Origin of the sequence: Pseudomonas sp. IT-P294, from assembly GCF_949767865.1 — a bacterium.
Lineage (GTDB): Bacteria > Pseudomonadota > Gammaproteobacteria > Pseudomonadales > Pseudomonadaceae > Aquipseudomonas.
The window spans coordinates 195062-220338 of the sequence record NZ_CATKQW010000044.1 but is presented as its reverse complement, the minus strand read 5'-3'; the positions used below and the strand labels follow the sequence as shown (position 1 = coordinate 220338).

Annotated in this window: 21 protein-coding genes; 5 read left to right on the top strand and 16 right to left on the bottom strand. The window is 59.1% G+C overall.

Annotated elements, in window-relative coordinates; translation table 11 throughout:
* The first annotated feature begins 144 nt into the window (after positions 1 to 144).
* On the top strand, positions 145 to 3123 hold the full coding sequence (locus tag ACM6I0_RS23840; protein WP_414923427.1) for a dermonecrotic toxin domain-containing protein: 2979 nt from the start codon (positions 145 to 147) through the stop codon (positions 3121 to 3123).
* 70 nt (positions 3124 to 3193) lie between these two features.
* On the opposite strand, the gene guaA is transcribed toward ACM6I0_RS23840, so the two are convergent.
* The 4 genes from guaA to ACM6I0_RS23820 form a co-directional block, all read right to left on the bottom strand.
* Positions 3194 to 4771, bottom strand: a complete 1578-nt coding sequence (guaA, locus tag ACM6I0_RS23835; protein WP_090180527.1) for a glutamine-hydrolyzing GMP synthase — start codon at positions 4769 to 4771, stop codon at positions 3194 to 3196.
* Between the two features lie 99 nt (positions 4772 to 4870).
* Positions 4871 to 6340 carry an IMP dehydrogenase gene (gene guaB, locus ACM6I0_RS23830; protein ID WP_090180524.1) on the bottom strand — a complete coding sequence of 490 codons (1470 nt, stop codon included), beginning with the start codon at positions 6338 to 6340 and terminating at the stop codon, positions 4871 to 4873.
* 117 nt (positions 6341 to 6457) lie between these two features.
* Positions 6458 to 7006, bottom strand: coding sequence for a sugar ABC transporter ATPase (locus ACM6I0_RS23825; RefSeq protein ID WP_414923426.1), 549 nt, complete (start codon positions 7004 to 7006; stop codon positions 6458 to 6460).
* A 74-nt stretch (positions 7007 to 7080) separates the two neighbouring features.
* The gene (locus tag ACM6I0_RS23820) at positions 7081 to 7848 is read right to left on the bottom strand and encodes a sulfite exporter TauE/SafE family protein (protein ID WP_414923425.1); all 768 of its coding nucleotides are present in this window, start codon (positions 7846 to 7848) and stop codon (positions 7081 to 7083) included.
* A 100-nt stretch (positions 7849 to 7948) separates the two neighbouring features.
* Between ACM6I0_RS23820 and ACM6I0_RS23815 the strand changes: the two genes are divergently transcribed.
* Genes ACM6I0_RS23815 through ACM6I0_RS23805 form a run of 3 tightly spaced genes read left to right on the top strand, consistent with a single transcriptional unit; the run spans position 7949 to position 11128 of the window.
* Positions 7949 to 8896 (top strand): LysR family transcriptional regulator, encoded by a 948-nt coding sequence (locus ACM6I0_RS23815; RefSeq protein ID WP_414923424.1) that lies wholly within the window; start codon positions 7949 to 7951, stop codon positions 8894 to 8896.
* Between the two features lie 27 nt (positions 8897 to 8923).
* Positions 8924 to 10303: an exodeoxyribonuclease VII large subunit gene (gene xseA, locus ACM6I0_RS23810; RefSeq protein ID WP_285432256.1), complete on the top strand. Its 1380-nt coding sequence runs from the start codon at positions 8924 to 8926 to the stop codon at positions 10301 to 10303.
* Between the two features lie 3 nt (positions 10304 to 10306).
* Entirely contained in the window at positions 10307 to 11128 is an 822-nt protein-coding gene (locus ACM6I0_RS23805) for a peptidoglycan DD-metalloendopeptidase family protein (RefSeq protein WP_208669752.1), read from the top strand.
* 136 nt (positions 11129 to 11264) lie between these two features.
* Here the strand turns inward: ACM6I0_RS23805 and ACM6I0_RS23800 are convergent, their stop codons facing one another.
* Positions 11265 to 11621 (bottom strand): hypothetical protein, encoded by a 357-nt coding sequence (locus ACM6I0_RS23800; protein ID WP_414923423.1) that lies wholly within the window; start codon positions 11619 to 11621, stop codon positions 11265 to 11267.
* 398 nt (positions 11622 to 12019) lie between these two features.
* Here ACM6I0_RS23800 and leuA point away from each other — a divergent pair, with 398 nt between their 5' ends.
* A complete protein-coding gene (gene leuA, locus ACM6I0_RS23795; protein ID WP_090180500.1) occupies positions 12020 to 13699 on the top strand; it encodes a 2-isopropylmalate synthase in 1680 nt (559 codons plus the stop codon).
* A 172-nt stretch (positions 13700 to 13871) separates the two neighbouring features.
* Here leuA and ACM6I0_RS23790 read toward each other — a convergent pair whose 3' ends face one another.
* The 11 genes from ACM6I0_RS23790 to ndk all read right to left on the bottom strand — a co-directional run bounded on the left by ACM6I0_RS23790 (position 13872) and on the right by ndk (position 25259).
* On the bottom strand, positions 13872 to 14663 hold the full coding sequence (locus ACM6I0_RS23790; RefSeq protein WP_414923422.1) for an amidohydrolase: 792 nt from the start codon (positions 14661 to 14663) through the stop codon (positions 13872 to 13874).
* A complete protein-coding gene (locus ACM6I0_RS23785; protein ID WP_285432249.1) occupies positions 14651 to 15799 on the bottom strand; it encodes a pyridoxal phosphate-dependent aminotransferase in 1149 nt (382 codons plus the stop codon). Before ACM6I0_RS23785 ends, ACM6I0_RS23790 begins: the two co-directional genes overlap by 13 nt.
* A gap of 158 nt (positions 15800 to 15957) precedes the next feature.
* Complete coding sequence (gene der / locus ACM6I0_RS23780) at positions 15958 to 17427, bottom strand: ribosome biogenesis GTPase Der (protein WP_090180494.1); 1470 nt, start codon at positions 17425 to 17427, stop codon at positions 15958 to 15960.
* Positions 17428 to 17567: 140 nt separating this feature from the next.
* A complete protein-coding gene (gene bamB / locus ACM6I0_RS23775; protein ID WP_222588328.1) occupies positions 17568 to 18719 on the bottom strand; it encodes an outer membrane protein assembly factor BamB in 1152 nt (383 codons plus the stop codon).
* Positions 18712 to 19353 (bottom strand): tetratricopeptide repeat protein, encoded by a 642-nt coding sequence (locus tag ACM6I0_RS23770; protein WP_222588329.1) that lies wholly within the window; start codon positions 19351 to 19353, stop codon positions 18712 to 18714. The genes bamB and ACM6I0_RS23770 overlap by 8 nt, the downstream gene beginning before the upstream one ends.
* 40 nt (positions 19354 to 19393) lie before the next feature.
* Positions 19394 to 20683, bottom strand: coding sequence for a histidine--tRNA ligase (hisS, locus tag ACM6I0_RS23765; protein WP_090180486.1), 1290 nt, complete (start codon positions 20681 to 20683; stop codon positions 19394 to 19396).
* Positions 20684 to 20720: 37 nt separating this feature from the next.
* A complete protein-coding gene (gene ispG, locus ACM6I0_RS23760) occupies positions 20721 to 21830 on the bottom strand; it encodes a flavodoxin-dependent (E)-4-hydroxy-3-methylbut-2-enyl-diphosphate synthase (RefSeq protein ID WP_008147751.1) in 1110 nt (369 codons plus the stop codon).
* A gap of 3 nt (positions 21831 to 21833) precedes the next feature.
* A complete protein-coding gene (locus tag ACM6I0_RS23755) occupies positions 21834 to 22886 on the bottom strand; it encodes a RodZ domain-containing protein (protein WP_414923421.1) in 1053 nt (350 codons plus the stop codon).
* Positions 22886 to 23644, bottom strand: coding sequence for a type IV pilus biogenesis/stability protein PilW (gene pilW, locus ACM6I0_RS23750; protein WP_222588332.1), 759 nt, complete (start codon positions 23642 to 23644; stop codon positions 22886 to 22888). The genes ACM6I0_RS23755 and pilW overlap by 1 nt, the downstream gene beginning before the upstream one ends.
* Positions 23645 to 23656: 12 nt before the next feature.
* Complete coding sequence (rlmN, locus tag ACM6I0_RS23745; protein WP_414923420.1) at positions 23657 to 24805, bottom strand: 23S rRNA (adenine(2503)-C(2))-methyltransferase RlmN; 1149 nt, start codon at positions 24803 to 24805, stop codon at positions 23657 to 23659.
* Positions 24806 to 24833: 28 nt separating this feature from the next.
* A complete protein-coding gene (gene ndk / locus ACM6I0_RS23740) occupies positions 24834 to 25259 on the bottom strand; it encodes a nucleoside-diphosphate kinase (protein WP_007903599.1) in 426 nt (141 codons plus the stop codon).
* Positions 25260 to 25277: the final 18 nt, after the last annotated feature.

The following is a 25277-nucleotide window of genomic DNA, read 5'->3' as shown; positions in this document are numbered from 1 at the left end:
AAACAGTAAGGGCTGCGTGGCGGATGGCCGCAGTGCGTCGCTGCCTCTACACGATTGCGCATCCCGTGTGGGCATATCTATGTAGTGCACTCCTCCTGAGCAAATGGGCGATCCTCACCGTCCCATTTTCTCAAGGAGCGAGAAATGAACTTACCTGAATCAATTGCCCCATCCCTTTTGCCGAATCCCACGGACGAGCAATCCCTGAAAGCACTGGTGCTGCCTTTTACCGAGGCCTGCCCCGACATGCATGCGATGGCCTACGACGTCGCAAAAGGCATACTCGATAAACACGGAATCAAAGGTATCGACCCGGACAAGGTCTGGTGGCACCGTTTCGATAATGTGTCAGTCAGCAGCACCAAGGCTTTTCTGGGCTGGGAGCGTTATCCGAAGCCTTGCGAGTCGCTGACCTTGCCGCAACTGGTGGTCCAGCGATTCCGCCTCAGCGATCAGGAAGACCCTGGCATGCCGGATGGCGACGGCGGCTTCTACAGCGTAGGCCCTCACGCCTCGATTTTTAACGAAACCAACGAAATCAGGATGTACCCAAGGGATGTTCTGAAGGACTTCTGGGCCCTCAATTTCGCTCAGTCCTACCGAGAAAAAATGGAGCGATTCTGGCCACTCCATTCGGACGATTTTCGGACCCTCGCCAAACTCAACTTCCTGGTGCAGGCACTGGACGAACACGACGGCGCCCGACTGAACAACGAAAACCTCAAGACAGTGATCAAAGCCGTGGCCGGCAATGTGAGCTGGCCAGTCAGCCTCGACATGCTGCAAGCGCAGGCACCGACGGTGGACGGATTACGCGTGTGCGCACTGGATATCGGCGGTTATCAGGCGACCGATATCCTGTGCATCACCGATCGCAACGGCGTGAACATTCTTTACACACCGGGTGAAACCCAGACGTTCCACATCTTTACCACCCTGCTCGATTTTCATTGGTGGCTATTACTGCAAAACAACTATGCAGAGAATCGGGCGCGATTCATGAGCCATTTCCCGTTGTCCGCCCAACAGCAGGACGACGGCAAAATCGGTTTGAACGCCACGATCGACCTGCTCTACACCACGTGGGGCGCCTACGACCATCACCTAATCAATCAAAACGCCGAGCCGATCACCGGCGATGTTTTCAGCTGGTTGCGCGACTCGGTGAAGGCGCGCATGTACAGCGATGCGGACCTGTCCCTGCACTCCAACGGACAACTGCGAAAAAAGATGTGGATCGGTTATTTGAACGCGTTCGTCCACCTCTTCAGTTCGATGGCGGGCCTTGGATGGCCCGTGGCGCTGGCTGCCGTTGGCGCCGGCATTGCCGATATGGGTTTGAACATTGACCAGGCAATCAATGGCAGCACTAAGGCTGAGCGTAAGGCGGGGGTCTTGGGTGCCATCTTCAGCGGTATCGAAACCCTGTTCAACCTGCCTTTCCTGCGTGGGGCAACGGAGCTCGCCGAAGTCAGTGAAGCCAGCGAAACCTTCACGCCACAGGACAGCGTCACTGAACCTGCCAATGAACGCCCCACCAGCCCTTCAGGGCTCCCACCCATCGCCCGATTCGCCCCCGGCCCGGCGTATGCCGAGCAAGGTGCGGAGCTGCTGTCATCCTTTGAAACCAATGAAGTGCTGGATGGCTTGTTGCCTGTAAGCGACGAAGGCAAATTCGCTGGCATCTATCAGCCGCCGAACGGCGGCAACTATGTGCTGATCAACGACAGTTACTACCTTGTACGCTACGTCGAGGCACTGAAAACCTGGGTCATCATCGACCCGGCCAACCCCTATTCGTTTTATCGCAGCCTGCCGGTCCGGCTGGATGCAGCGGGAGAATGGCAACCCATCAACCGTCCGGGTCTGTTCGGTGGCGGCAAGTTCGACGGACTATGGCCGTGGGGCCGTGACAGCACCGCACTGCCTGACATCGATAGCCCGCCCAGCGCATACGATATGCCACAGGCCTCGCGCGAGCAGCTCAAAAACCTTGCTCAAGGGGGAGGAAGCAAATACGACCTCAAAGACTACACCGCCAGCCTGCCCAAGCCTGACGGCAGCAATCCCGTTGCCGACTTCAAGGACATGCGCAAAACCCTGTACCGGGACGCCACAGAATTCTTCGAATCAAACACCCTTCCGGCCAGGCCCGAAATCCCTACGCTGCCAGCGCGTCTGCCCTACAAAGACATCATCAAGAAGCTGTTTCGCCAGGCATCAGGACTGGTGGTCGGTGAGAGCCATTCAAGTGTCGCCAGCAAGCAGTTCCTGATTGAAAACATGGAGGTGCTCAGCAAGCAAAAGGTCAAGACGCTCTACATGGAGCACTTGCTGACCGACTTTCATCAGGCCGACCTGGATGTCTTCAACCGAACGGGAACGATGTCGGAAAATCTCGAGAACTACCTGAAAGTTCTGGATCAAGGGCACGGCACCGACCCCAGCGGTCAGTTCACCTTTCTGGAAGTGGTCAAGGCGGCCCGCCGAAACCATATCCGGATACAGGCCATCGATTGCATGGCCAGCTACCGGAGCACGGGAATGACCGGTGTCGAACCTGATTTCCGGCAAAGGATGATGAATTTTTTTGCCCATCAGGTCATCAGCGCCGACCAGGCTGCCCGAAGTGCTCATCGCTGGGTCGCACTAATGGGCGACAGTCACGCCAGCACATGGGGCGGCGTGCCCGGTGTCAGCGAACTGGAGGGCGGCATCAGCTTGCGCATAGAAAGCACCGATGCAGGTACGGCGCGAGGTATCGAAGTGGACCCGGGACGCATTCCCACCGATAACTTCGGCCGGCCGCTGGCCAGCGTCAAAGGTGATCTGCGTCTGCAACTGGATACACCGCCCAGTGTTGTGCTGGCCGAAACACTGGAAAAGAGCCTGCGCAATACGGGTGATTGCATAGTGACGAATATCGATAACACGCCCACGCTCATTCACCGCAGCAGCGACGGCACTATCGCTCGCACAGTGATCCATCGTGATTCCGGTACGTTCTACATTGAGCGGCCAAGTTGGCCGTCCCTCAACGGCCGACGTTTCCCCAACATCACGGACCTCTCGACAGCGTTAAGACTCATCGGCCTGAGACCGATCAGAGTGGCTGGCTCCTGATATAAAAAAAGCCCCGTGAACTCGCGTTCACGGGGCTTTCAGGTGTTACAGACGATCAATCAGACCGGGATCACTCCCACTCAATCGTCGCTGGCGGCTTGCTCGACACGTCGTAAGTGACGCGCGAAATACCTTCGATTTCGTTGATGATCCGGCCGCTGACGGTTTCCAGCAGTTCGTAAGGCAGGTGTGCCCAACGCGCGGTCATGAAGTCGATGGTTTCAACGGCACGCAGGGCAACTACCCAGGCGTAACGACGGCCATCGCCAACCACGCCAACCGATTTCACCGGCTGGAACACCACGAATGCCTGGCTGACCTTGTGGTACCAGTCGGCCTTGCGCAGTTCTTCGATGAAGATGTGGTCGGCACGACGCAGCAGGTCGGCGTATTCCTTCTTCACTTCACCGAGGATCCGCACGCCCAGGCCCGGGCCCGGGAACGGGTGACGGTAGACCATGTCGTACGGCAGGCCGAGTTCCAGGCCCAGACGACGGACTTCGTCCTTGAACAGCTCGCGCAGGGGTTCAACCAGCTTGAGGTTCATTTCTTCCGGCAGGCCGCCCACGTTGTGGTGCGACTTGATCACGTGAGCCTTGCCGCTTTTGGCGCCAGCCGACTCGATCACGTCCGGGTAGATAGTGCCTTGAGCGAGGTACTTGATGTTGTCCAGTTTGTTGGACTGGGCATCAAACACGTCGATGAAGGTACGACCGATGATCTTGCGTTTTTTCTCTGGGTCGGACTCGCCGGCCAGGTTGTTCAGGAACTGCTCTTCGGCATTGGCGCGGATCACTTTGACGCCCATGTTCTCAGCGAACATGGCCATCACTTGCTCGCCTTCGTGCAGACGCAGCAGACCGTTGTCGACGAAGACGCAGGTCAGTTGGTCGCCGATGGCTTTGTGCAACAGCGCGGCAACTACCGAGGAGTCAACGCCGCCGGACAAGCCGAGCAGTACGTTGTCGGTGCCGACCTGGGCGCGAATGTTGGCAATGGCGTCTTCAGCAATCTTCGACGGCGTCCACAGGGCTTCACAGCCGCAGATGTCGAGGATGAAGCGCGACAGGATGCGACCGCCCTGCTTGGTGTGGGTCACTTCCGGGTGGAACTGCACGCCGTAGTAGCCGCGAGCATCGTCGAACATGCCGGCAATCGGGCAGCTCGGGGTGCTGGCCAGGATGTGGAATTCCTGCGGCATCTTAGTGACTTTGTCACCGTGGCTCATCCATACGTCGAGGCCGAACAGGCCATCGGCGTCGATGTGGTCTTCGATGCCGTCGAGCAGGCGGCTCTTGCCGACCACGTCGACACGGGCGTAACCGAACTCACGCAGATCGGAGCCTTCAACCTTGCCGCCCAGTTGTTCGGCCATGGTTTGCATGCCGTAGCAGATACCGAAGACCGGCACGCCCAGGTCAAACACCGCTTGCGGGCAACGAGGGCTGTTGGCTTCGTGCACGGACTCGGGGCCGCCGGCGAGAATGACGCCTTTTGGAGCGAATTCGCGAATCGCTTCTTCATCCATGTCGAACGGATGCAGTTCGCAGTACACGCCGATTTCACGCACGCGGCGGGCAATCAGCTGGGTGTACTGGGAACCGAAGTCGAGGATCAGGATGCGGTGAGCGTGAATGTCGAGGGCCATGATTCAGTCTCGTCTAAGTAATTCAGAAACAGTCGTGATTCAGAAACAACTCGGGGCTGAATAAAACAGCCCCGGTTACTTAACTTTTTGCTTGAAGCCTCAACCTACGCGGTAGTTTGGCGCTTCTTTGGTGATTTGCACGTCGTGAACGTGGGACTCGGCCATGCCAGCACCGGTGATCCGCACGAACTCAGGCTTGGTGCGCATTTCTTCGATGTCGGCACTGCCGGTGTAACCCATCGAGGAGCGCAGGCCACCCATCAGTTGATGAATGATGGCGCTCAGGCTGCCCTTGTACGGCACACGGCCTTCGATGCCTTCCGGTACGAGCTTCTCGGCGCCTGCCGAGGAGTCCTGGAAGTAACGGTCGGAAGAACCTTGAGCCTGGGACATGGCGCCCAGCGAACCCATGCCGCGATAAGCCTTGTACGAACGGCCCTGGAACAGTTCGATCTCGCCCGGCGCTTCTTCAGTACCGGCGAACATCGAGCCCATCATCACGCAGGAAGCACCGGCTACGATGGCCTTGGACAGGTCACCGGAGAAGCGGATGCCGCCGTCGGCGATCAACGGCACGCCTGTGCCTTCAAGGGCAGCGGCGACGTTGGCGATGGCACTGATTTGCGGGACGCCGACACCGGCGACGATCCGGGTGGTGCAGATAGAGCCAGGGCCGATACCGACCTTGACTGCATCGGCGCCGGCTTCGGCCAGGGCCTTGGCGGCAGCGCCGGTGGCGATGTTGCCGCCGATGACCTGCACTTCAGGGAAATTCTGTTTGACCCAGCGAACGCGGTCGATCACGCCTTTGGAGTGACCGTGTGCGGTGTCGACCACCACCACGTCAACGCCGGCATTGACCAGGGCCGCGACGCGGTCACCGGTGTCTTTACCGGTGCCGACCGCAGCGCCTACGCGCAGACGACCTTGATCGTCCTTGCTGGCCAGCGGGTAAGCCTTGGCTTTTTCGATGTCGTTGACGGTCATCATGCCTTTGAGGGCGAATTTGTCGTCGACGATCAGGACGCGTTCGATGCGGTGCTTGTGCAACAGCTCGCGGACGTCGTTCTTGTCGGCGCCTTCCTTGACCGTGACCAGACGCTCTTTAGGCGTCATCACTTCACGGACGGTGGCGTCCAGACGGTTTTCGAAGCGCACGTCACGGGAAGTGACGATGCCGACCAGGTCGCCATCGTGCAATACCGGAACACCGGAGATGTTGTGCATGCGGGTCAGTTCGAACAGCTCACGAACCGTGGCATCGGCCTCGATAGTGATCGGGTCCTTGACCACGCCGGCCTCGTAACGCTTGACCTTGCGCACTTCGGCAGCTTGCTGCTCGATGGTCATGTTCTTGTGGATGATACCGATGCCACCTTCCTGAGCCATGGCGATTGCCAGACGGGCTTCAGTAACGGTGTCCATGGCGGCAGAAACCAGAGGAATATTCAGCTCGATGCCACGGGTTAGGCGGGTCTTGAGACTGACTTCGTTAGGAAGCACCTCGGAATAACCAGGCACTAGGAGAATGTCGTCGAATGTCAGAGCTTCTTGGCTGATACGCAGCATCGCGGGGGCTCCCGAGCGGGAAAATGGAAGCGCGCCATTATAGTCAGACACCCCCTCGGGTTCAATGTAAAACTCTGTCTATTATTAGCATTACTGATATACGGGGATTGTCACTTCCTACAACTCGACTTTCACCCAACTGACGGGCAGATCAAGCCAATCGGCAAACTCGTCGATAAAGCCCTGCTTGAACCCGGCCTCGGCCCAGTTGTTAAAGATGAACCCCAGGTTGGAAAAGCCGCATTCCTGCAAGAAAAGAAACCCGTTGATGTCATCTTCATGCCCGCACTCGGGGCAGGTGAAATTATCGGTGCGTCCTGGCATCCAGTCTTCCAGGCTTTCGAACAACGCTTCACCGATTTCCTTGCGACACTCGGGGCAGCCAGCCTCACTCAGGAACCCCTTGGCGGGCGTATAGATGCAGCGTTTGGTGATGATCTCCAGGCCATTGATCGGCTCGCCGAATGGCAGCGCTTCGGGGCGCAACACCACGTCGCGAGCCCCCTCGGCAATGGCGTGGGCCATGCGGTTACCGGTACGACCGCACGTGGTCAGCTCTTCCTTGACGATGTTCTTGCGCACCAGCCAACGCACGACGGCCCGGGCCCGGGGTTCGTGAACCGGCAGCGTGGAGATTTTCGGGACGATGATGCTTTGCGAGTTCATGGTGCAAGCCTGCCAATACTTAATGATCCCCCTGTGGGATTGCGGCCGGCAGCTTAATCCCTGACGAAATCCGGTCAAGTACTCAAGTAACGCCCGATCAAGGCGATCCCGCTGGCCAATACCAACCAGGTCACCAGCCGCACGAACGCCTCGCGGGACAACTTCATGGTCAATCGCCGGCCGATCCACAGCCCCACCGCCATCGCTGGCAACAAACACAACGCCAATATCAACAAGGGTAGCTCGGCATACACCCCGGCGATGGCAAACAGACTCAAACGCACCACCGTGCTGCAACTGATCAGCGCACTTTGGGTGGCCCGGGCCTCGTCCTTGGGTAACCGACTGTTCAAATAGATCGCATACAGAAAACCACCGCTGCCAAACAGTGCCCCGAACATCCCGCCCACCGTGCCCATCGGCACCGCCCAAATAGCGGACAATTGCGTCGGCCGGGTTTTGACCCACAGGCTGTAAATCGCATAGGCGCTGATAAACAGCCCCATCAACAGCAGCAACACATCGGACTTCAGGTTCAGCAGAAAAATCACCCCCAACGTGCAACCCACCGCCATGCACGGCAGCAGTCGCAGCAACTCCGACCGCTCTACATTTCGCCGCGAGGGCAGCAGATTGCCGAACGCGGCGACGAAATCCAGCAGTACCAACAGCGGCACGATTTTCGACAGAGGCATGAACAGAATCAGAACCGGCCCAGCCACCAGCGCGGTGCCAAAACCAGCGATGCCGAACACGATGTAGGCCAGGGCGATGCCCAGCCCAATCACCAACCAATCCACCGCACCCCACGGCCACTGGTTTAACAACTCCAACACATTCATCGACGCGGCTTCCTTTTATTCCTGTGATGACTTTAGCCAGCACCCGGCGTTGCGACTAATATCTTCAACACCGGCCACTCATCTCAAAAAGGCATACCTCGTGCTTTCAACCCGCCAATTGCGTTACTTCGTGGAAATCGCCGAGAGCGGCAGCTTCAGCGCGGCGGCCGAACGCCTGTTTATTGCTCAATCGGCCTTGAGCCGACAGATCAAGGATATGGAAACCCGCCTGCAAACACCGCTGTTCGAGCGTACCGCGCGCCAGCCACGATTGACGGCGGCGGGTGAAGCCTTTTTGCCTCGCGCCAGAAACCTGCTGAACGAACTGACCAAGGCCAGCGAAATGGCCACCCAGGTGGGAACCGGTCAACGGGGCATTTTGCGCCTGAGTCACTCAAGCACCGTGACGATGAGCGGCCAACTGCTGCGCGGCATCAGTGTTTATCTGGATCAGCACGCCGGCGTGTCCATGGAAATCGCCAAGCTGTCTTCCGAAGCGCAACTGGAAGACCTGGCCGAAGGTCGCCTTGATGTGGGTTTGTTACGCCTGCCGGTGCTGCGTCAGCGTGAGGGGGTGCACATCGTTCCGCTGTACAGCGAACGTCTGTTGCTCGCGGTGCCGCCGAATCATCGGCTGGCTGTGGATAAGTCCGCAGGCGGCATCGATCTGGCACAGTTGAAAGATGAAGCGTTCATTTCCATCCCTCATCCACAGCGCGGCGGCCTGAGCTATCTATCCGCCGAGTTGTGCATGCGCCAAGGCTTCTTTCCCCGGGCGGCTCGGGTGGTGTCGCGTAAAACCACGCAGCTGCAATTGATCCAGGCCGGGTTCGGCATCGCGCTATTGCCGGAATCGATGCAGGACATTGCGCCGCCGGATATCCACTTTCTCCCCTTGGCCGATCCGGATTGCCACAGCACCGTCGCCCTCGCCTGCCGGCAAGATCCCAGCGCGCTGGTTCAGCACTTCATCAACACCTGCACGGATCATTGTGGGAGTGAGCCTGCTAGCTCCCACAGGGGATTTTCGCCGGATCATGGAGATTGAGCGCCGAATGCCTTTAAACTGCGCCCCATGATTAAAGATCCCTTTGCAAGACTCGGCCTGGACCGTGAAGTCCTGACTGTCAGCCAGCTCAACGGCCGCGCGCGGGTGTTGCTCGAAGACGTGTTCAGCAATATCTGGGTCGAAGGCGAGATCTCCAACCTCGCCCGCCCGGCATCCGGCCACGTGTACTTCACCCTCAAGGACAGCGGCGCCCAGGTGCGTTGTGCGTTGTTTCGGCAGAATGCGGCGCGGGTTCGCCAGGCGTTGAAAGATGGCCTGGCGGTGAAAGTGCGCGGCAAGGTTTCGCTGTTCGAAGGTCGCGGCGATTATCAGCTGATCCTCGACACGGTGGAGCCGGCGGGTGACGGCGCCCTGCGCCTGGCTTTCGATGCCTTGAAGGAAAAGCTCAGTGCCGAAGGCCTGTTCAGCGCCGAACGGAAGGTGCCGCTGCCGGCGCATCCGCAGCGCATCGGCATCATCAGTTCGCCGACAGGCGCAGTGATTCGCGACATCATCAGCGTATTCCGCCGCCGCGCGCCGCAGGTTCAACTGACGCTGATCCCCACCGCCGTGCAAGGCCGCGAAGCCACCGCGCAGATTGTCCGTGCGTTGAAACTGGCGGACGCCCGGGGTTTTGATGCGTTGATCCTGGCCCGGGGCGGCGGTTCGCTGGAAGACCTCTGGTGTTTCAACGAAGAAGCCGTGGCCCGCGCCGTGGATGCCTGCGTGACGCCGATTGTCAGCGCCGTTGGCCATGAAACCGACGTGTCGATCAGTGACTTCGTGGCCGACGTTCGCGCCCCCACGCCATCGGCCGCCGCCGAACTGCTCGCCCCGGACTCCAGCGACCTGGTGCGTCGGGTCGAAAGCCTGCATCGTCGCCTGGTGATGCGCATCCGTGACCGCCTGATGCGCGATCGGCTGCGCCTGGAAGGCATATCCCGCCGCCTGCGTCATCCCGGCGAACGCCTGCGCCAGCAAGCACAACGTCTGGATGATCTGGACATGCGCCTGCGACGAGCCTTCGAGCGCAGCCTCAATACCCGTCGCGAACGACTGATCCGTCTGGAAACCCGCCTCGCCGGGCAACACCCGGGGCGGCAACTGGCGCTGCTGCGCCAGCGCCTCGACAACTTTGCCGAACGCCTGCCTCGAGCCATGCGCGAAGGCCTCAAGTCCCGTCGCCTGCAACTGCAAAGCCAGGTGCAGACGCTGCAAGTGGTCAGCCCGCTGGCGACGCTCGCTCGTGGTTACAGCATCTTGCTGGATGAGCGCGGCAATGCGATTCGCAGCGCCGGGCAAACCCACACTGGTCAACGCTTGAAAGCCAAGCTCGGTGACGGCGAGTTGCAAGTGCGGGTCGAAGACAACCACCTGACGCCAGTCACCCTTTCTTTACTGGATTAATCGATGCCGCGTTTTTTTGCTTCACTGCTGTTGCTGTGCCTGACCTTCAACGCTCACGCCGACAGTTACATCACCCGCCTGCTTAACAAGCCGGTCCCGGGCGGCGTGGCCGTGGTGGATCTGGGCGCTGCGGCGCAGGCGCCGAAAGCCAGCTATCAAGGCAAACCGGTGCTGGTGGTCAAGGAACAGAATAATTGGCTGGCGATTGTCGGCGTGCCGTTGACGGTCAAACCGGGCACGCAACAGGTCAGCAGTGGCGGGCGTAATCTGAGTTTCACGGTCGGCAACAAGAAATACCCGGAACAGCACATCACCCTGAAAAATACGCAACAGGTCAATCCGAACCCGGAGAATCTCAAGCGTATCGAGGGCGAACTGGCCGAACAGATCCAGGCCTACCGCAGCTTCAGCCCCAACACCCCAAGCAACCTGCTGCTGGACAAACCGGTCAACGGGCCGCTGTCGAGCAAGTTCGGGGTGCGCCGGTTCTTCAACGGTGAGGAGCGCAATCCGCATGCGGGACTGGACTTCGCGGTGCCCGCGGGCACACCGATCAAGACTCCGGCGGCGGGCAAGGTGATTCTGATCGGCAACTACTTCTTTAATGGCAACACGGTGTTTGTCGACCACGGGCAGGGCTTTATCAGCATGTTTTGCCACATGTCGAAGATTGATGTGAAGGTCGGCCAGTCACTGGCACGTGGCGATGTGGTCGGCAAAGTCGGCTCCACCGGGCGCGCGACCGGGCCGCACATGCACTGGAATGTCAGCCTGAATGATGCTCGGGTGGATCCGGCGATTTTTATCGGGGCGTTTCAACCATAAACAATTGTTGAGGCTGATGGCCTTATCGCGGGCAAGCCCGCTCCCACATTAGCTTTTCGGCGTTCACAGAATATGTGTTCACGCCGATCAAATGTGGGAGCGGGCTTGCTCGCGAAAGCGGTCTCATTGGCACCACTTACTCAGCCTCCAGATCCTCAATCCCATGGACTTCCCGGTGCGCCAGACACTCTTTGATCCAGTCCTGGGTTTCCTGCGAGAAGCCCGCCAGCTCTTCGGCCGTGATCAACTCACGCGAACACAGCCCCAGCAAGTGACCGGGCGCTTCATTGCGTGAATGCCTGAATGCGTCAAACGCCCAATACAGCTCCTTCTGACCGGCTTTGAGCCTTTCTTCACAGGCTTCGATACGCTCGTAGGGCGTCAGGCTTTTATCCAGCACCGTGCGCTCGACCTCATCCATGATCCCGATGCACATCCGCTCGTGGGCCCATGGACGCAACGCGCTATAGAGCTTCCAATCCGACTCGTTCATGGCTGACTCCTGCGTACAAGTCGTCCTGTTGAGGCTTTAAGAATAGCTGTACTGACACGTCCCATCCGCTGAAGCCTGCGATTGCGCATCGCTCAAACCTCGCGCAACCATCCAGACGATCATCGTCATTCAGAACAATAAAATCGCGACAAATCCGCTTTTTCGGGTATTCCTCTCAATTTTTTTCGACTGCTTGCCATCCTCCACAACGGCGGTTAGGGTTGAAGACATGAAAACCTCTCACACCCTCATTCAGCTTCGCCAGCACCGCAGCCTGTGCCTCGTCAGTGCACGACTGCCGGGCTGAATTTGCGGTGCCTCGCCCTACGCTTTTCCCCAAGAACATTTGATCCACCGGCAGGCCGCCTTTTTTCGGCCCACACAATAAGGATTTCCCGATGAGCATGCTCAAAGACCCGTCTTCGAAATACCGCGCGTTCCCGACCATCGACATCCCAGACCGTACCTGGCCATCGAAGACCATCACCGCCGCGCCGATCTGGTGCAGTTCCGACCTTCGTGACGGCAACCAGTCGTTGATCGAACCCATGGACGCGGTCAAGAAGCTGCGTTTCTGGAAAACCCTGGTGCAGGTCGGCGTGAAAGAAATCGAAGCCTCCTTCCCGGCCGCTTCGCAAACCGACTTCGACTTCGTACGCACCCTGATCGAAGGCAATCACATCCCGGACGACACCACCATTCAGGTGCTGACCCAAGGCCGTGAAGACTTGATCGAGCGCACCTTCGAATCCCTGCGCGGGGCGAAGAAAGCCATCGTTCACCTGTACAACGCGACCTCCCCTTCCTTCCGCCGCATTGTCTTCAACCAGGACAAGGACGGGATCAAGGCCATCGCCGTGAACGCGGCCAAGCTGTTCGTCAAATACGCAGCCCAGCAGCCGGACACCCAGTGGACCTTCGAGTACTCGCCGGAAACCTTCAGCGCGACCGAGCTCGAGTTCGCCAAGGAAGTCTGTGACGCCGTGATCGAAGTCTGGAACCCGACGCCTGAGCACAAGGTGATCCTCAACCTGCCAGCGACGGTTGAATGTGCGACCCCGAACATCTATGCCGACCAGATCGAATGGTTCGGCCGTCACATCAACCGTCGTGACAGCGTGATCATCAGCCTGCACACCCACAACGACCGTGGCACTGGCGTTGCCGCCACCGAGCTGGGCCTGATGGCCGGCGCCGACCGCGTTGAAGGCTGCCTCTTCGGTAACGGCGAGCGCACCGGTAACGTCGACCTCGTGACCGTGGCCTTGAACCTCTACACCCAGGGCATTCACCCTGAGCTGGACTTCTCCGACATCGACGGCGTGCGCAAAGTCGTCGAAGAATGCAACCAGATCCAGGTGCACCCACGTCACCCTTACGTTGGCGACCTGGTTCACACCGCGTTCTCCGGCTCCCACCAGGATGCCATCCGCAAGGGCTTCGCCCAGCAGAAACCGGACGCGCTGTGGGAAGTGCCGTACTTGCCGATCGACCCTGCGGACATCGGCCGCAGCTACGAGGCGGTGATCCGCGTCAACAGCCAGTCGGGCAAAGGCGGGATTGCTTACCTGCTGGAACAGGAATACGGCATCAGCTTGCCGCGCCGCATGCAGATCGAGTTCAGTCAGGTCGTGCAGCGTGAAACCGATCGCCTCGGCCTGGAAATGACTGCCCAGCAGATCCACGCGTTGCTGCACAGCGAATACTTGCAGGCCAACACTCCGTACGCGCTGGTCAGCCATCGCCTGCAGGAAGAAAACGGTCACAGCGCCGTCGAAGTGGAAGTCTCGGGCAAAGGCCAGGGCGAAACCAACCTGCACTGGCGCGGCAAGGGCAACGGTGCCCTGGAAGCGTTGGTGGCCGGTCTGCCGATTCCGGTTGAGATTATGGACTACAACGAACACGCGATCGGCGCGGGCACCAATGCCAAGGCTGCGGCCTACATTGAACTGCGCGTGAACGGTGAACGTGCGGTGCACGGCGTCGGTATCGACGAAAACATCACCACCGCCAGCTTCAAGGCCCTGTTCAGCGCGCTGAACCGCTCCCTGAGCCAGCCGGAAGCGAAAGCGGCGTAAGCCTTCGCTGCAATGCAAAAGGCCCCGAGGTGCGAACCTCGGGGCCTTTTTGTTTGCCTGATCGTTCCCACGCTCCGCGTGGGAATGCAGCCCGGGACGCTCTGCGTCCCATCAGAAGCCGAACGCAGAGCGTCCGTAGAGGCATTCCCACGCAGAGCGTGGGAACGATCAGTTAGGTGAATTCGAAGGTATCGGCATCCAGATTCGCTGGAAAACGCGTGCGATAAGCCTGCAGATCCGCAGCATTCAACACCACCTGAAACACCCCATCCGCCTCGCCTGCACTGAGCAATGTCTCGCCCTGGAAGTCCAGCACCTGACTGTCGCCGGTATAGGCAAACCCTTTACCGTCAGTCCCGATGCGATTCACCGCCGCCACATAGCAGAGGTTTTCAATCGCCCGCGCCGGCAGCAAACGGTTCCAGTGTTGGCGCCGGGCACCCGGCCAGTTGGCGGTGTACAGCAACAGGTCGGTGTCCTGTGCATCGCGGCTCCAGACCGGGAAGCGCAGGTCGTAGCAAATCAGTGGCCGCACACGCCAGCCCTTGAGCTCAAACTGCATCTGACGCTCACCAGGCGTGAAGTGGTTGTGCTCGCCAGCCATGCGGAACAGGTGGCGCTTGTCGTAATGCCACACCTCCCCGTCCGGTCGCGCCCAGAGCAGACGGTTGCGATGGCTGCCGTCAGCGGCCTGGACGATGATGCTGCCGGTAATCACCGCATCGAGCTTCGCAGCCTGAACCCGCAACCATTTGCTGGTAGGACCGTTTTCCGGCTCGCAGAGGGTTTGCGACTCCATGGAAAAACCGGTGGTGAACATCTCCGGCAGGATAATCAGGTCAGCGCCGCGAGCCTGTTCAAGCAATTGCTCGAAATGCTCCAGGTTGGCCTGGCGGTCATGCCAGGCCAGGGTGGTCTGGATCAGCGCGATATTCAGATTGGGCAGAGCACTCAAATCACGCATAGTTTTGCCGCTGCTTCACGCAGGGTCTCCTCGCGTTTGGCGAAGCACAGTCGCACCAGGCGCTGGCCTTCGGGCGGGGTCTGGTAGAACACCGAAATCGGGATGCTCGCCACACCATGTTCGCGGGTCATCCACAACGCCATTTCGACGTCATTGAGGTCCGGGCGGATCTGCGAATAATCAACCAGCTGAAAATAGGTGCCGGTCACCCGCTTAAAGCTGAATCGCGACGGCGTCAGCAGATCGCAGAACAAATCGCGCTTGGCCTGGTAGAAACCAGGGAGCTCCTCGACGTGTTCCGGGTGCTCGGCCATGAAGTCGGCCAAGGCATATTGCAACGGCGTCACGCCGCAGAAACTGACGTACTGGTGCACTTTGCGCAGTTCTGCAGTCAGGGCCGGCGGTGCAACCACGTAACCGGTTTTCCAGCCCGTCACGTGATAGGTCTTGCCGAAGGAACTGACCACGAACGCTCGTTGATACAGCTCTTCGTGATTCAGCACGCTGACGTGAGGCACGCCGTCGAAGACCAGGTGTTCGTAGACTTCGTCGCTGACGATGTAGATGTCGCGGTCTCGAATCAAGGTCGCCAGCTGATCCAGTTCCGCACGGCTGATCAGTGCGCCACTTGGGTTATGCGGAGCGTTGAGAACGATCATCTTCGTGCGGGGCGTAATCGCCGCCGCGAGCTTTTCAAAGTCGATGGCAAAATCATTCAGGCCCAGTTGCACATGCACGCAACGGCCACCGGCCAGCTCCACCGACGGTTCATAGCTGTCGTAGCACGGATCAAAAACGATCACTTCGTCGCCGCTGTGGATAACTGCCTGTATGGCACAGAAGATCGCCTGGGTGGCGCCGGGCGTGACCGTCACTTCATGGTCGGCATCCACGTTGACGCCGTAGCTGCGAGCAATCTTGGCCGAGATTTGCTGACGCAACGCCGGCAGGCCGGTCATCGGCGAGTATTGGTTATGGCCATTGGCAACATGCCGACCGACCGCATCGCACAGGGCTTGCGGCGCATCGAAATCGGGAAAACCCTGGGACAGGTTGATCGCCCCGGTTTGCGCCGCGAGCTGAGACATCTGAGTGAAGATAGTGATGCCGACATTCGGCAGCTTACTGGTGATCATCGGTGATTCCCTGCTCAACACCCGGCTCTAACGGCGGCGCGGGAGAGCCCGAGGATAGCCCATCCGGCGCCCATAAAAAAAGGGCACCCATTGGCGGGTGCCCTCTCTATGTTGATCGTTCCCACGCCGGAGCGTGGGAACTATCATTGAAGCTGCTTCTACTTCTTATCGCGGCGCTTTTTGTCGGCTTTCTTGTGGTGCGACATCATGCGACGCTTCTTGTTGACCTGGCGGTCGGTCAGCGTGGTCTTTTTGCCTTCGAACGGGTTCTCGCCGCCCTTGAACTCGATACGGATCGGCGTACCGACCAGCTTCAACACGCGACGGTAGGTGTTTTCCAGGTAACGAACGTACGACTTCGGCACCTTCTCGATCTGGTTACCGTGGATCACGATGATCGGCGGGTTCGCACCACCCAAGTGGGCATAACGCAGCTTGATCCGGCGGTTGTTGACCATCGGTGGTGCGTGCTCGCCAACCGCATCTTCCAGAATCTGGGTCAGGCGGTTGGTCGGCCAGCGGGTGACCGCAGACTTGAACGAGTTCTGTACGGACGCGTAGAGGTTGCCCACGCCAGTGCCATGCAGGGCCGAGATGAAGTGGATGTCGGCGTAGTCAACGAAGAACAGTCGACGTTGCAGCTCGACCTTCACGAAGTCGCGCTCGCTTGGCGTCATGCCGTCCCACTTGTTGATCGCGATGACCAGCGCACGACCCGACTCAATGGCAAAGCCCAGCAGGTTGAGGTCGTGGTCCACCACGCCTTCGCGGGCGTCCATCACAAAGATCACCACGTTGGCGTCTTTGATCGCTTGCAGGGTTTTGACCACGGAGAATTTTTCGACTTCTTCGTGGATCTTGCCGCGCTTGCGCACACCGGCGGTGTCGATCAGCGTGTACTTCTCGTCGTTACGCTCGAACGGGATGTAGATACTGTCGCGGGTAGTGCCGGGCTGGTCATAGACGATTACCCGGTCTTCACCGAGCATGCGGTTGACCAGGGTCGACTTGCCGACGTTCGGGCGGCCGATGATTGCGATCTTGATCCCGTCTTTTTCGCTTGGACCAGGAATGCGCTTGGCTTCCTCGCCTTCGGCAACGATCTCTTCTTCGCCTTCTTCCTGCTCATCTTCGTCTTTCGGGAAGTCGCTCAGGGCGATTTCCAGCATCTGGGTGATGCCACGACCATGAGCACCGGCGATTGGAATCGCGTGGCCCATGCCCAACGGGGCGAATTCAGCGCGGGCCATTTCAGGGTCGATGTTGTCGACCTTGTTAGCCACTACGTAGGAACGCTTGTTACGTTTGCGCAAATGCTCGGCGATCATCTGGTCGGCGGCGGTGAAACCGGCCTTGGCATCTACCAGGAACAGAACGACATCCGCTTCTTCAATGGCCAGCAGCGATTGCTCGGCCATTTTTTCGTCCATACCGTGCTCGTCACCGGAGATACCGCCGGTGTCGACCAGAATGTAGGAACGCCCTTGCCACTTGGCCTCACCGTATTGGCGATCACGGGTCAGACCGGACAAGTCGCCGACGATGGCGTCACGAGTCCTGGTCAGGCGGTTGAACAAGGTGGACTTGCCGACGTTCGGTCGGCCCACCAGGGCGATTACGGGAACCATGCGGCTCTCCACTTCGTTATTTCAGAAAATACAAAAGCCGCTGCGAGGCAGCGGCTGGTGCTCGGGGCAGCGCTTGAGGGCGCTGCGAACCCCGTGGTTACGGGGCTGCCTGGGGAATAACCCCAAGCATAGTCAAACCTTTACTTAATGGTCAGGGCTTCCAGCTTGCCACTGTTGCCATAGACATAAATCGTGTCACCCACCACCAGCGGACGGGCACGCAGGCCGTCGCTGTCGATGCGCTCGCGACCGACGAAACGACCGTCCACCTGGCTCAGCAGGTGCAGGTAGCCTTCCATGTCGCCGACTGCAACGTAGCTGGAGAACACTTCCGGAGCCGACAGTTGACGACGGGCCAGCGAATCGTTGCTCCACAAGGCTGTGGTGGAACGTTCGTCGACGCCTTCAACGGTGCCCGAAGACAGGCTCACGTAAACGTTGCCAAAACCCTGGGCGACACCGGCATAGCTGGAAGCATCACGCTGCCAGAGCTGACGACCGCTTTCCAGGTCCAGTGCCGCAACGCGACCCTGGTAGCTGGCAACGTACAGAGTGCCGCCGGACAACAGCAGACCGCCGTCGATATCGACAACGCGCTCCAGTTCCGAACGACCCTGTGGAATCGCAACCCGTTGTTCCCATACCGGCACGCCGTTGGAAATATCGAGAGCGACCACTTTACCGGTCGACAGGCCAGCCACAGCGAGGCGGTTGGTCACGATCGGTGCGCTGGTGCCGCGCAGGGTCAGGACCGCAGGCGTGCTGTCATACAACCAGCGCTGGTTGCCGGTGGCGGCATCCAGACCGATCAGACGGTCGTCCTGAGTCTGAACCACAACCACGTCACCGTTGTTGGCCGGCGGTGCGAGTACTTCGCTGGACACGCGAGCGCGCCATTTCTCTTCACCGTTGATCGCATCCAGGGCAACGATTTCGCCCTTGAGCGTACCGAACGTAACCAGACCGTAACCCACGCCAACGGCGCCGGAAACAGGCAGATCAAGATCCTTCTTCCATTTGACGTCGCCGTTGCTGCGATCCATCGCCATCACCACACCAGTGACGTCCGCGGCATAAATGGTATCGCCGTCGATCGCCGGAACCAGCATGTTGTAGGTTTCGCCCTGACCGTTACCGATCGAACGACTCCACTGCTTGTGCAGAACCACTTCTTCCTTGAAGTCGGTCAACTCGGCCGGAGGCAATTCTTTTTTGCCGTTGCTGCTGCAACCCGCGGCCAATATGGCCAGAGCCAGCAATGCTGCATGTTTCCAACGAATCACGTCACGCATCCCCTTTGGCCAGGTCGTCCAGCTTGATTTGTAGGCCACCGACTGCCGCTTCATCCGACAGTGCCGCCTTGGCTTTTTGATACGCCGTATTTGCTTCGTCGGTACGACCCAACTGCACCAGCAGGTCACCCTTGAGTTCTTCGCGAGTAGCCAGGAACGCCTTGTCGGCATCGCCTTCGAGCAGCTTCAAGGCCTCATCGGCCTTGTTCTGCGCGGCCAGTACCTGCGCCAGACGCTGACGGGCGATTTCGCCCAGCGCCGGGTTTGCCGGTTTGTCGACAATGGCTTTCAGTTCGGTGCCAGCATCGTCCAGCTTGCCGCTGTCGACCGCGACTTTCGCCACGAACAGGCTGCCGTACTGCGCATAAGCGGTGCCGCCGAACTCGCTTTTAAGCTTGCCGGCCAGATCCGAAACACGGGCAGCGTCAGGCTTGCCGTCAGGCGTCAGCGTGGTTTCCAGCAGTTGCTGATAGAGAATCGAGGCAGTTTGCGACTGATTGCTCTGATACTTGTGAAAGGCCTGCCAGCCGAACACGATGACCAGCGCCAACAGGCCGCCAGTGACCAGGGGCTTGCCGTTGCGTGTCCACCAGTCCTTCAAATCCGCCAGCTGTTCGTCTTCGGTACTCGACACCCCAATACTCCTTAATCGCTAATTCGGCTGTTTGACAGCTTCAACCCTGCACGACGCAGGTGGCCAGGTGTGCAGCAAGCGCATCCCAGGCAATGCTTTGTTGTTCGCCCTGGCCACGCAGGGGTTTGAAACCTACCACTTGCTGGGCCATTTCATCGTCGCCGAGGATCAGCGCGTACAGCGCACCGCTCTTGTCGGCCTTCTTGAACTGGCTTTTGAAGCTGCCGGCGCCGGCATTGATCTGCAGGCGCAGGTTTGGCAACTGATCACGCACCTTCTCGCTCAACGTCAGGGCAGCCAGTTCGGCCGCCTCGCCGAAGGCGCACAGGTAGACATCAACCTGACGGGAGATTTCTTGCGGGATCTGTTCCAGGGTTTCAAGTAGCAGCACCAGGCGCTCGATACCCATGGCGAAACCTACGCCCGGGGTCGGCTTGCCACCCATCTGCTCGACCAGACCGTCGTAACGACCACCGGCACATACGGTGCCCTGGGCGCCCAACTTATCGGTGACCCATTCGAAAACGGTCTTGCTGTAGTAATCCAGCCCGCGAACCAGCTTCGGGTTGATGACATAAGGAATACCGGCGGCGTCCAGGCGAGCCTTCAGGCCCTCGAAGTGCACGCGGGATTCTTCGTCCAGGTAGTCGGCCATTTTCGGCGCGTCCACCAGGACTGCTTGAGTGTCGGCGTTCTTGGTGTCCAGAACCCGCAGCGGGTTGGTCTTCAGACGGCGTTGGCTGTCTTCGTCCAGTTGGTCCAGGCGAGCCGAAAGGTATTCGACCAGCGCTTCGCGATAACGACCGCGAGACTCGCTGGTGCCCAGGCTGTTGAGTTCAAGCTTGACCGCATCACGGATGCCCAGCTCGCCCCACAGGCGCCAGGTCAGCACGATCAGCTCGGCGTCGATGTCCGGACCGTCGAGGTTGAACACTTCGACACCGATCTGGTGGAACTGACGATAACGGCCTTTCTGAGGACGTTCGTGGCGGAACATCGGGCCGATGTACCAGAGTTTCTGCACCTGGCCGCCGCCGGTGATGCCGTGCTCGAGCACCGCACGCACGCAGGCTGCCGTGCCTTCCGGACGCAGGGTCAGGGAATCGCCGTTGCGGTCGTCGAAGGTGTACATCTCTTTTTCGACGATGTCGGTCACTTCACCGATGGAGCGCTTGAACAGTTCGGTGAACTCGACGATCGGCATGCGGATCTGCTTGTAACCGTAGTTATCCAGCAAACGCGAGACGGTGCCCTCGAAATGACGCCACAGGGGTGTCTGATCGGGCAGGATGTCGTTCATGCCACGTATGGCTTGCAGAGACTTGCTCACTATAAATCCTTAAATTCGTTCAGCGCTTTAGTCGGGCTCAGCCACGCGCGATAACAGCAGCGTCGGCTTCGACCTTTTCGGCCGCTTTCTGGCGGATCAAGCGTTCGAGCTCATCCACCAGATTGTCATTCGTCAGTTTCTGCGACGGTTTGCCGTCGATGTAAATCAGGTTTGGCGTGCCACCGGTCAAGCCGATATGGGCTTCCTTGGCTTCACCCGGCCCGTTGACCACGCAACCGATGACCGCGACGTCCAGCGGCACCAGCAGATCTTCGAGGCGCCCTTCCAGCTCGTTCATGGTCTTGACCACATCGAAGTTCTGCCGCGAGCAGCTCGGGCAGGCGATGAAGTTGATGCCACGGGAACGCAGGTGCAGGGATTTGAGAATGTCGTAGCCGACTTTCACTTCCTCGACCGGGTCGGCCGCCAACGAGATGCGGATGGTATCGCCAATCCCTTCGGCGAGCAGCATACCGAGGCCTACGGCGGATTTCACCGTGCCTGAACGCAAACCACCGGCTTCGGTGATACCCAAGTGCAGCGGCTGGACGATTTCCTTGGCCAGCAAGCGGTAGGCGGCGACGGCCATGAACACGTCGGAGGCTTTCACGCTGACCTTGAAGTCCTGGAAGTTCAGGCGTTCGAGGTGCTCGACATGACGCAAGGCAGACTCGACCAGTGCAGCCGGCGTTGGCTCGCCGTACTTCTTTTGCAGGTCTTTTTCCAGGGAGCCGGCGTTGACGCCGATGCGGATCGGAATCCCGCGGTCGCGAGCGGCATCGACCACCGCGCGCACACGGTCTTCACGACCGATGTTGCCCGGGTTGATCCGCAGACAGTCAACGCCCAGTTCGGCTACGCGCAATGCGATCTTGTAGTCGAAGTGAATGTCGGCCACCAACGGCACCTTGACCAGTTTCTTGATCTTGCCGAAAGCCTCGGCGGCATCCATATCCGGCACCGAGATGCGCACGATATCGACGCCCGCTGCTTCCAGGCGATTGATCTGGGCCACGGTGGCGGCCACGTCATTGGTGTCGCTGTTGGTCATGCTCTGCACAGCGATAGGTGCATCGCCGCCCACAGGCACGTTACCGACCCAGATCTTGCGGGATTCGCGACGTTTGATTGGAGATTCGCCGTGCATGACTTATTGACCCAACTTCAGGCGAGCAGTCTCGCCACTGGTGAACGGAGCGACATCAACCACTTGACCGTTGTAGCTGACTTGGGCGCCACGGGCGAAGCCCAGACGCACTGAAAACGGTGGTTTGCCGCTGACAGAAACATTTTCGCCTTTGCGCTTGAGACCGCTCAACAACACCTTGCCGGTGCCGTCGCTCACTTGCGTCCAGCAATCAGCCGTGAATTGCAGTTGAACCTGGCCTTGGCCGGCCACCGGAGCTGCTGCTGCGGCTGGAGGAATGGTCGGTGTCACCGATGCGCTTGCCGGCGGGGTCGACACAACAGGGGCTGTCTGCGCAGGCGAGAGCGGTGTCGTGACAACTGGCGCGGTGCTGTGAGCCGGGGCCGCGACAACTGGCGCAGTGCTATGAGTCGGGGCCGCAGGCGTTGGCGCAGGCGCTGTCGGCGCGACCGCTTCAGCGGCTGCCGGTGCTTCGGCGGAGGTCTCGGCTTGTGGCAATGCAAGTGCGGTGGTGCCTTCAGCCTGACCTTGCGCGACGGCCTGGTCTTCCGGCTCGTCCAGCGGATGGATCTGGGTGGTGCCGTCGGCGCCTTCGACTTCAACGTGTTCCGGAGCCAGGGTGGTCAGGTCCTTGGTACGCGACGAAGTTTGATCCTGCCACCAGACAAAACCACCGCCAATCACCGCGATCAGCAATAGCAGGCTGACGATACGCAAAATAGTGTGGGAAACCCGAACCGGCTCTTCGATGCGACCCAGGCTGTGGACATTGCTGCCTTGGGAGTCGGTACCGGTGGATTGGTCGAACTGTTGGACCAGAACGGTCTGGTCCATGCCGAGCAGCTTGGCGTATGCGCGAATATAACCGCGAGCAAAGGTGTGCCCAGGCAGCTTGTCGAAAGCGCCCGCTTCCAGATTGCTCAAGGAATTGACGGTGAGGTTGAGCTTGAGGGCCACTTCGGCCAGCGACCAGCCATTGCTTTCGCGGGCCTGGCGCAAAGTCTCACCGGGGTTAACGCGATTCGCTGCTACAACTTCGGGATGCGCCGCTTTCATCATTGCTCCGACAGGTATTGCTGATATTCCGGCGTACCGGGATAGAGTCGTTTTAATTGCAGGCCTGCACTTGCAGCCTTGTCGCGATCTTCAAACACTTTTGCCAGCCGAACGCCGAGCAATAGACTACGTGCATTTTGTTCGGTGAGCAGGCTAAAACGATCGTAGTAGTCACGCGCGGGCACATAATGCCTGTCTTCGAAGGACAACTCAGCCATTTCCAGCAATGCACGTGGTTGTTGGCGGTTCAAACGCAGGGCTTTTTCCAGCTGCTGCTTCGCCAGATCACGTTCCCCCAGCTTCGAAGCCGTCATGCCGAGGTTCTCGAACACCCGCGAACGCTCAGGATACAGGGTATCGGCGGCGGCCTGTTCAAAGCGCTCGTAAGCTTCCTTGTAACGCTTTTCTTCGAAAAGAAAGCTGCCGTAGTTGTTCAGTATTCGTGCATCGCCGGGACGTGAAGACAGTGCCTTGCGAAAATGTTCGTCCGCCAGCTCCGGTTCCATCTCGGCCTGGAACACCAGCCCCAGGGCCGCATTGGCGTCAGGGTCAGAGCTATCCAGATCCAGCGCCTTCTTCAACGGGACCTTGGCGCGCTCGGTCATGCCCTGCTGCAAGTAGCCCAAGCCCAGTTGCACGTAGGCGGTGCGCGCTTCATCGCGGCCCTTGCTGGTCTTCATCGGGTTGAAATCGCCCGACAGGACGCAACCAGCACACAGGCTGGCCAGCAGCAACAGCAGCGCAAAGCGCAGGGACATAGAGATCCTCTCTTAATTATTGTTCGCAGCGTTCTGTGCGATATCGTTTTCGGCGCTCAGCTCGCGCACGGCGATATAACGTTCGCTGCGACGGGTGCGATCCAGCACCTGCCCTACCAATTGGCCACACGCGGCATCGATGTCTTCACCGCGAGTGGTGCGTACGGTGACATTGAAACCGGCATGGTGAAGCTGATCCTGGAACCGGCGAATCGCGTTGTTGCTCGGGCGCTCGTAACCGGAATGCGGAAACGGGTTGAACGGAATCAGGTTGATCTTGCACGGGATGTTCTTGAGCAGTTCGATCATCTCAACGGCATGCTCGACCTTGTCGTTGATGTCCTTGAGCAAGGTGTACTCGATGGTCAGCACGCGCTTTTCGCCCAGGGACGACATGTAGCGCTGGCACGACTCGAGCAGTATCTTAAGCGGATATTTCTTGTTGATCGGCACCAATTGGTTACGCAATGCGTCGTTTGGTGCGTGCAGCGACAACGCCAGGGAGACGTCGATGTGCTTGGACAGCTCATCGATCATCGGCACCACGCCCGAAGTGGACAGGGTTACGCGGCGCTTGGAGATCCCGTAGCCCAGGTCATCCATCATCAGATGCATGGCGGCCACGACGTTGTCGAAGTTCAGCAGCGGCTCACCCATGCCCATCATCACCACGTTGGTGATGGCACGGTCGGCGGTTGCCGGGATGCTGCCGAACGATTTATTGGCAATCCACACCTGGCCGATGACTTCGGCGGCAGTGAGGTTGCTGTTGAATCCTTGCTTGCCGGTGGAGCAGAAACTGCAATCCAGGGCACAGCCTGCCTGGGACGAAACGCACAAAGTGCCGCGTTTGCCCTGGGGAATGTAGACGGTCTCGACGCAGCTACCGGACGCCACGCGCACCACCCACTTACGGGTGCCGTCGGTGGAAATGTCCTCGCTGACCACTTCGGGACCGCGAACCTCAGCAATCACCTTGAGCTTGTCGCGCAAGGCTTTGCTGACGTTCGTCATGGCGTCGAAATCATCGACGCCAAGGTGGTGAATCCATTTCATTACCTGACCGGCACGGAAACGCTTCTCCCCGATTGAGTCGAAGAATTTTTCCATTTCCTGTTGAGTCAGACCCAGCAGGTTGGTTTTTACAGTCGATGTAGTCATGGATTCACCTTCACTCTTAAGCCAATGCTTAGCGAGTGGTTACTTCAGTAGCTGCGAAGAAGTACGAGATTTCGCGAGCAGCAGCGGCTTCGGAGTCCGAACCGTGTACAGCGTTGGCATCGATGGAGTCAGCGAAGTCAGCACGGATGGTGCCAGCAGCAGCTTCTTTAGGGTTGGTAGCGCCCATCAGCTCACGGTTCAGAGCGATAGCGTTTTCGCCTTCCAGAACCTGAACGACAACTGGACCGGAGATCATGAAAGCAACCAGGTCGTTGAAGAAACCACGAGCGCTGTGCTCAGCGTAGAAGCCTTCAGCTTCAGCTTTGGACAGTTGCTTCAGTTTCGAAGCTACAACGCGCAGGCCTGCTTTTTCGAAACGAGTGGTGATCTCGCCGATGACGTTTTTTGCAACAGCGTCAGGCTTGATGATGGAGAAAGTACGTTGAACAGCCATGGTGTAACTCCAGAAACG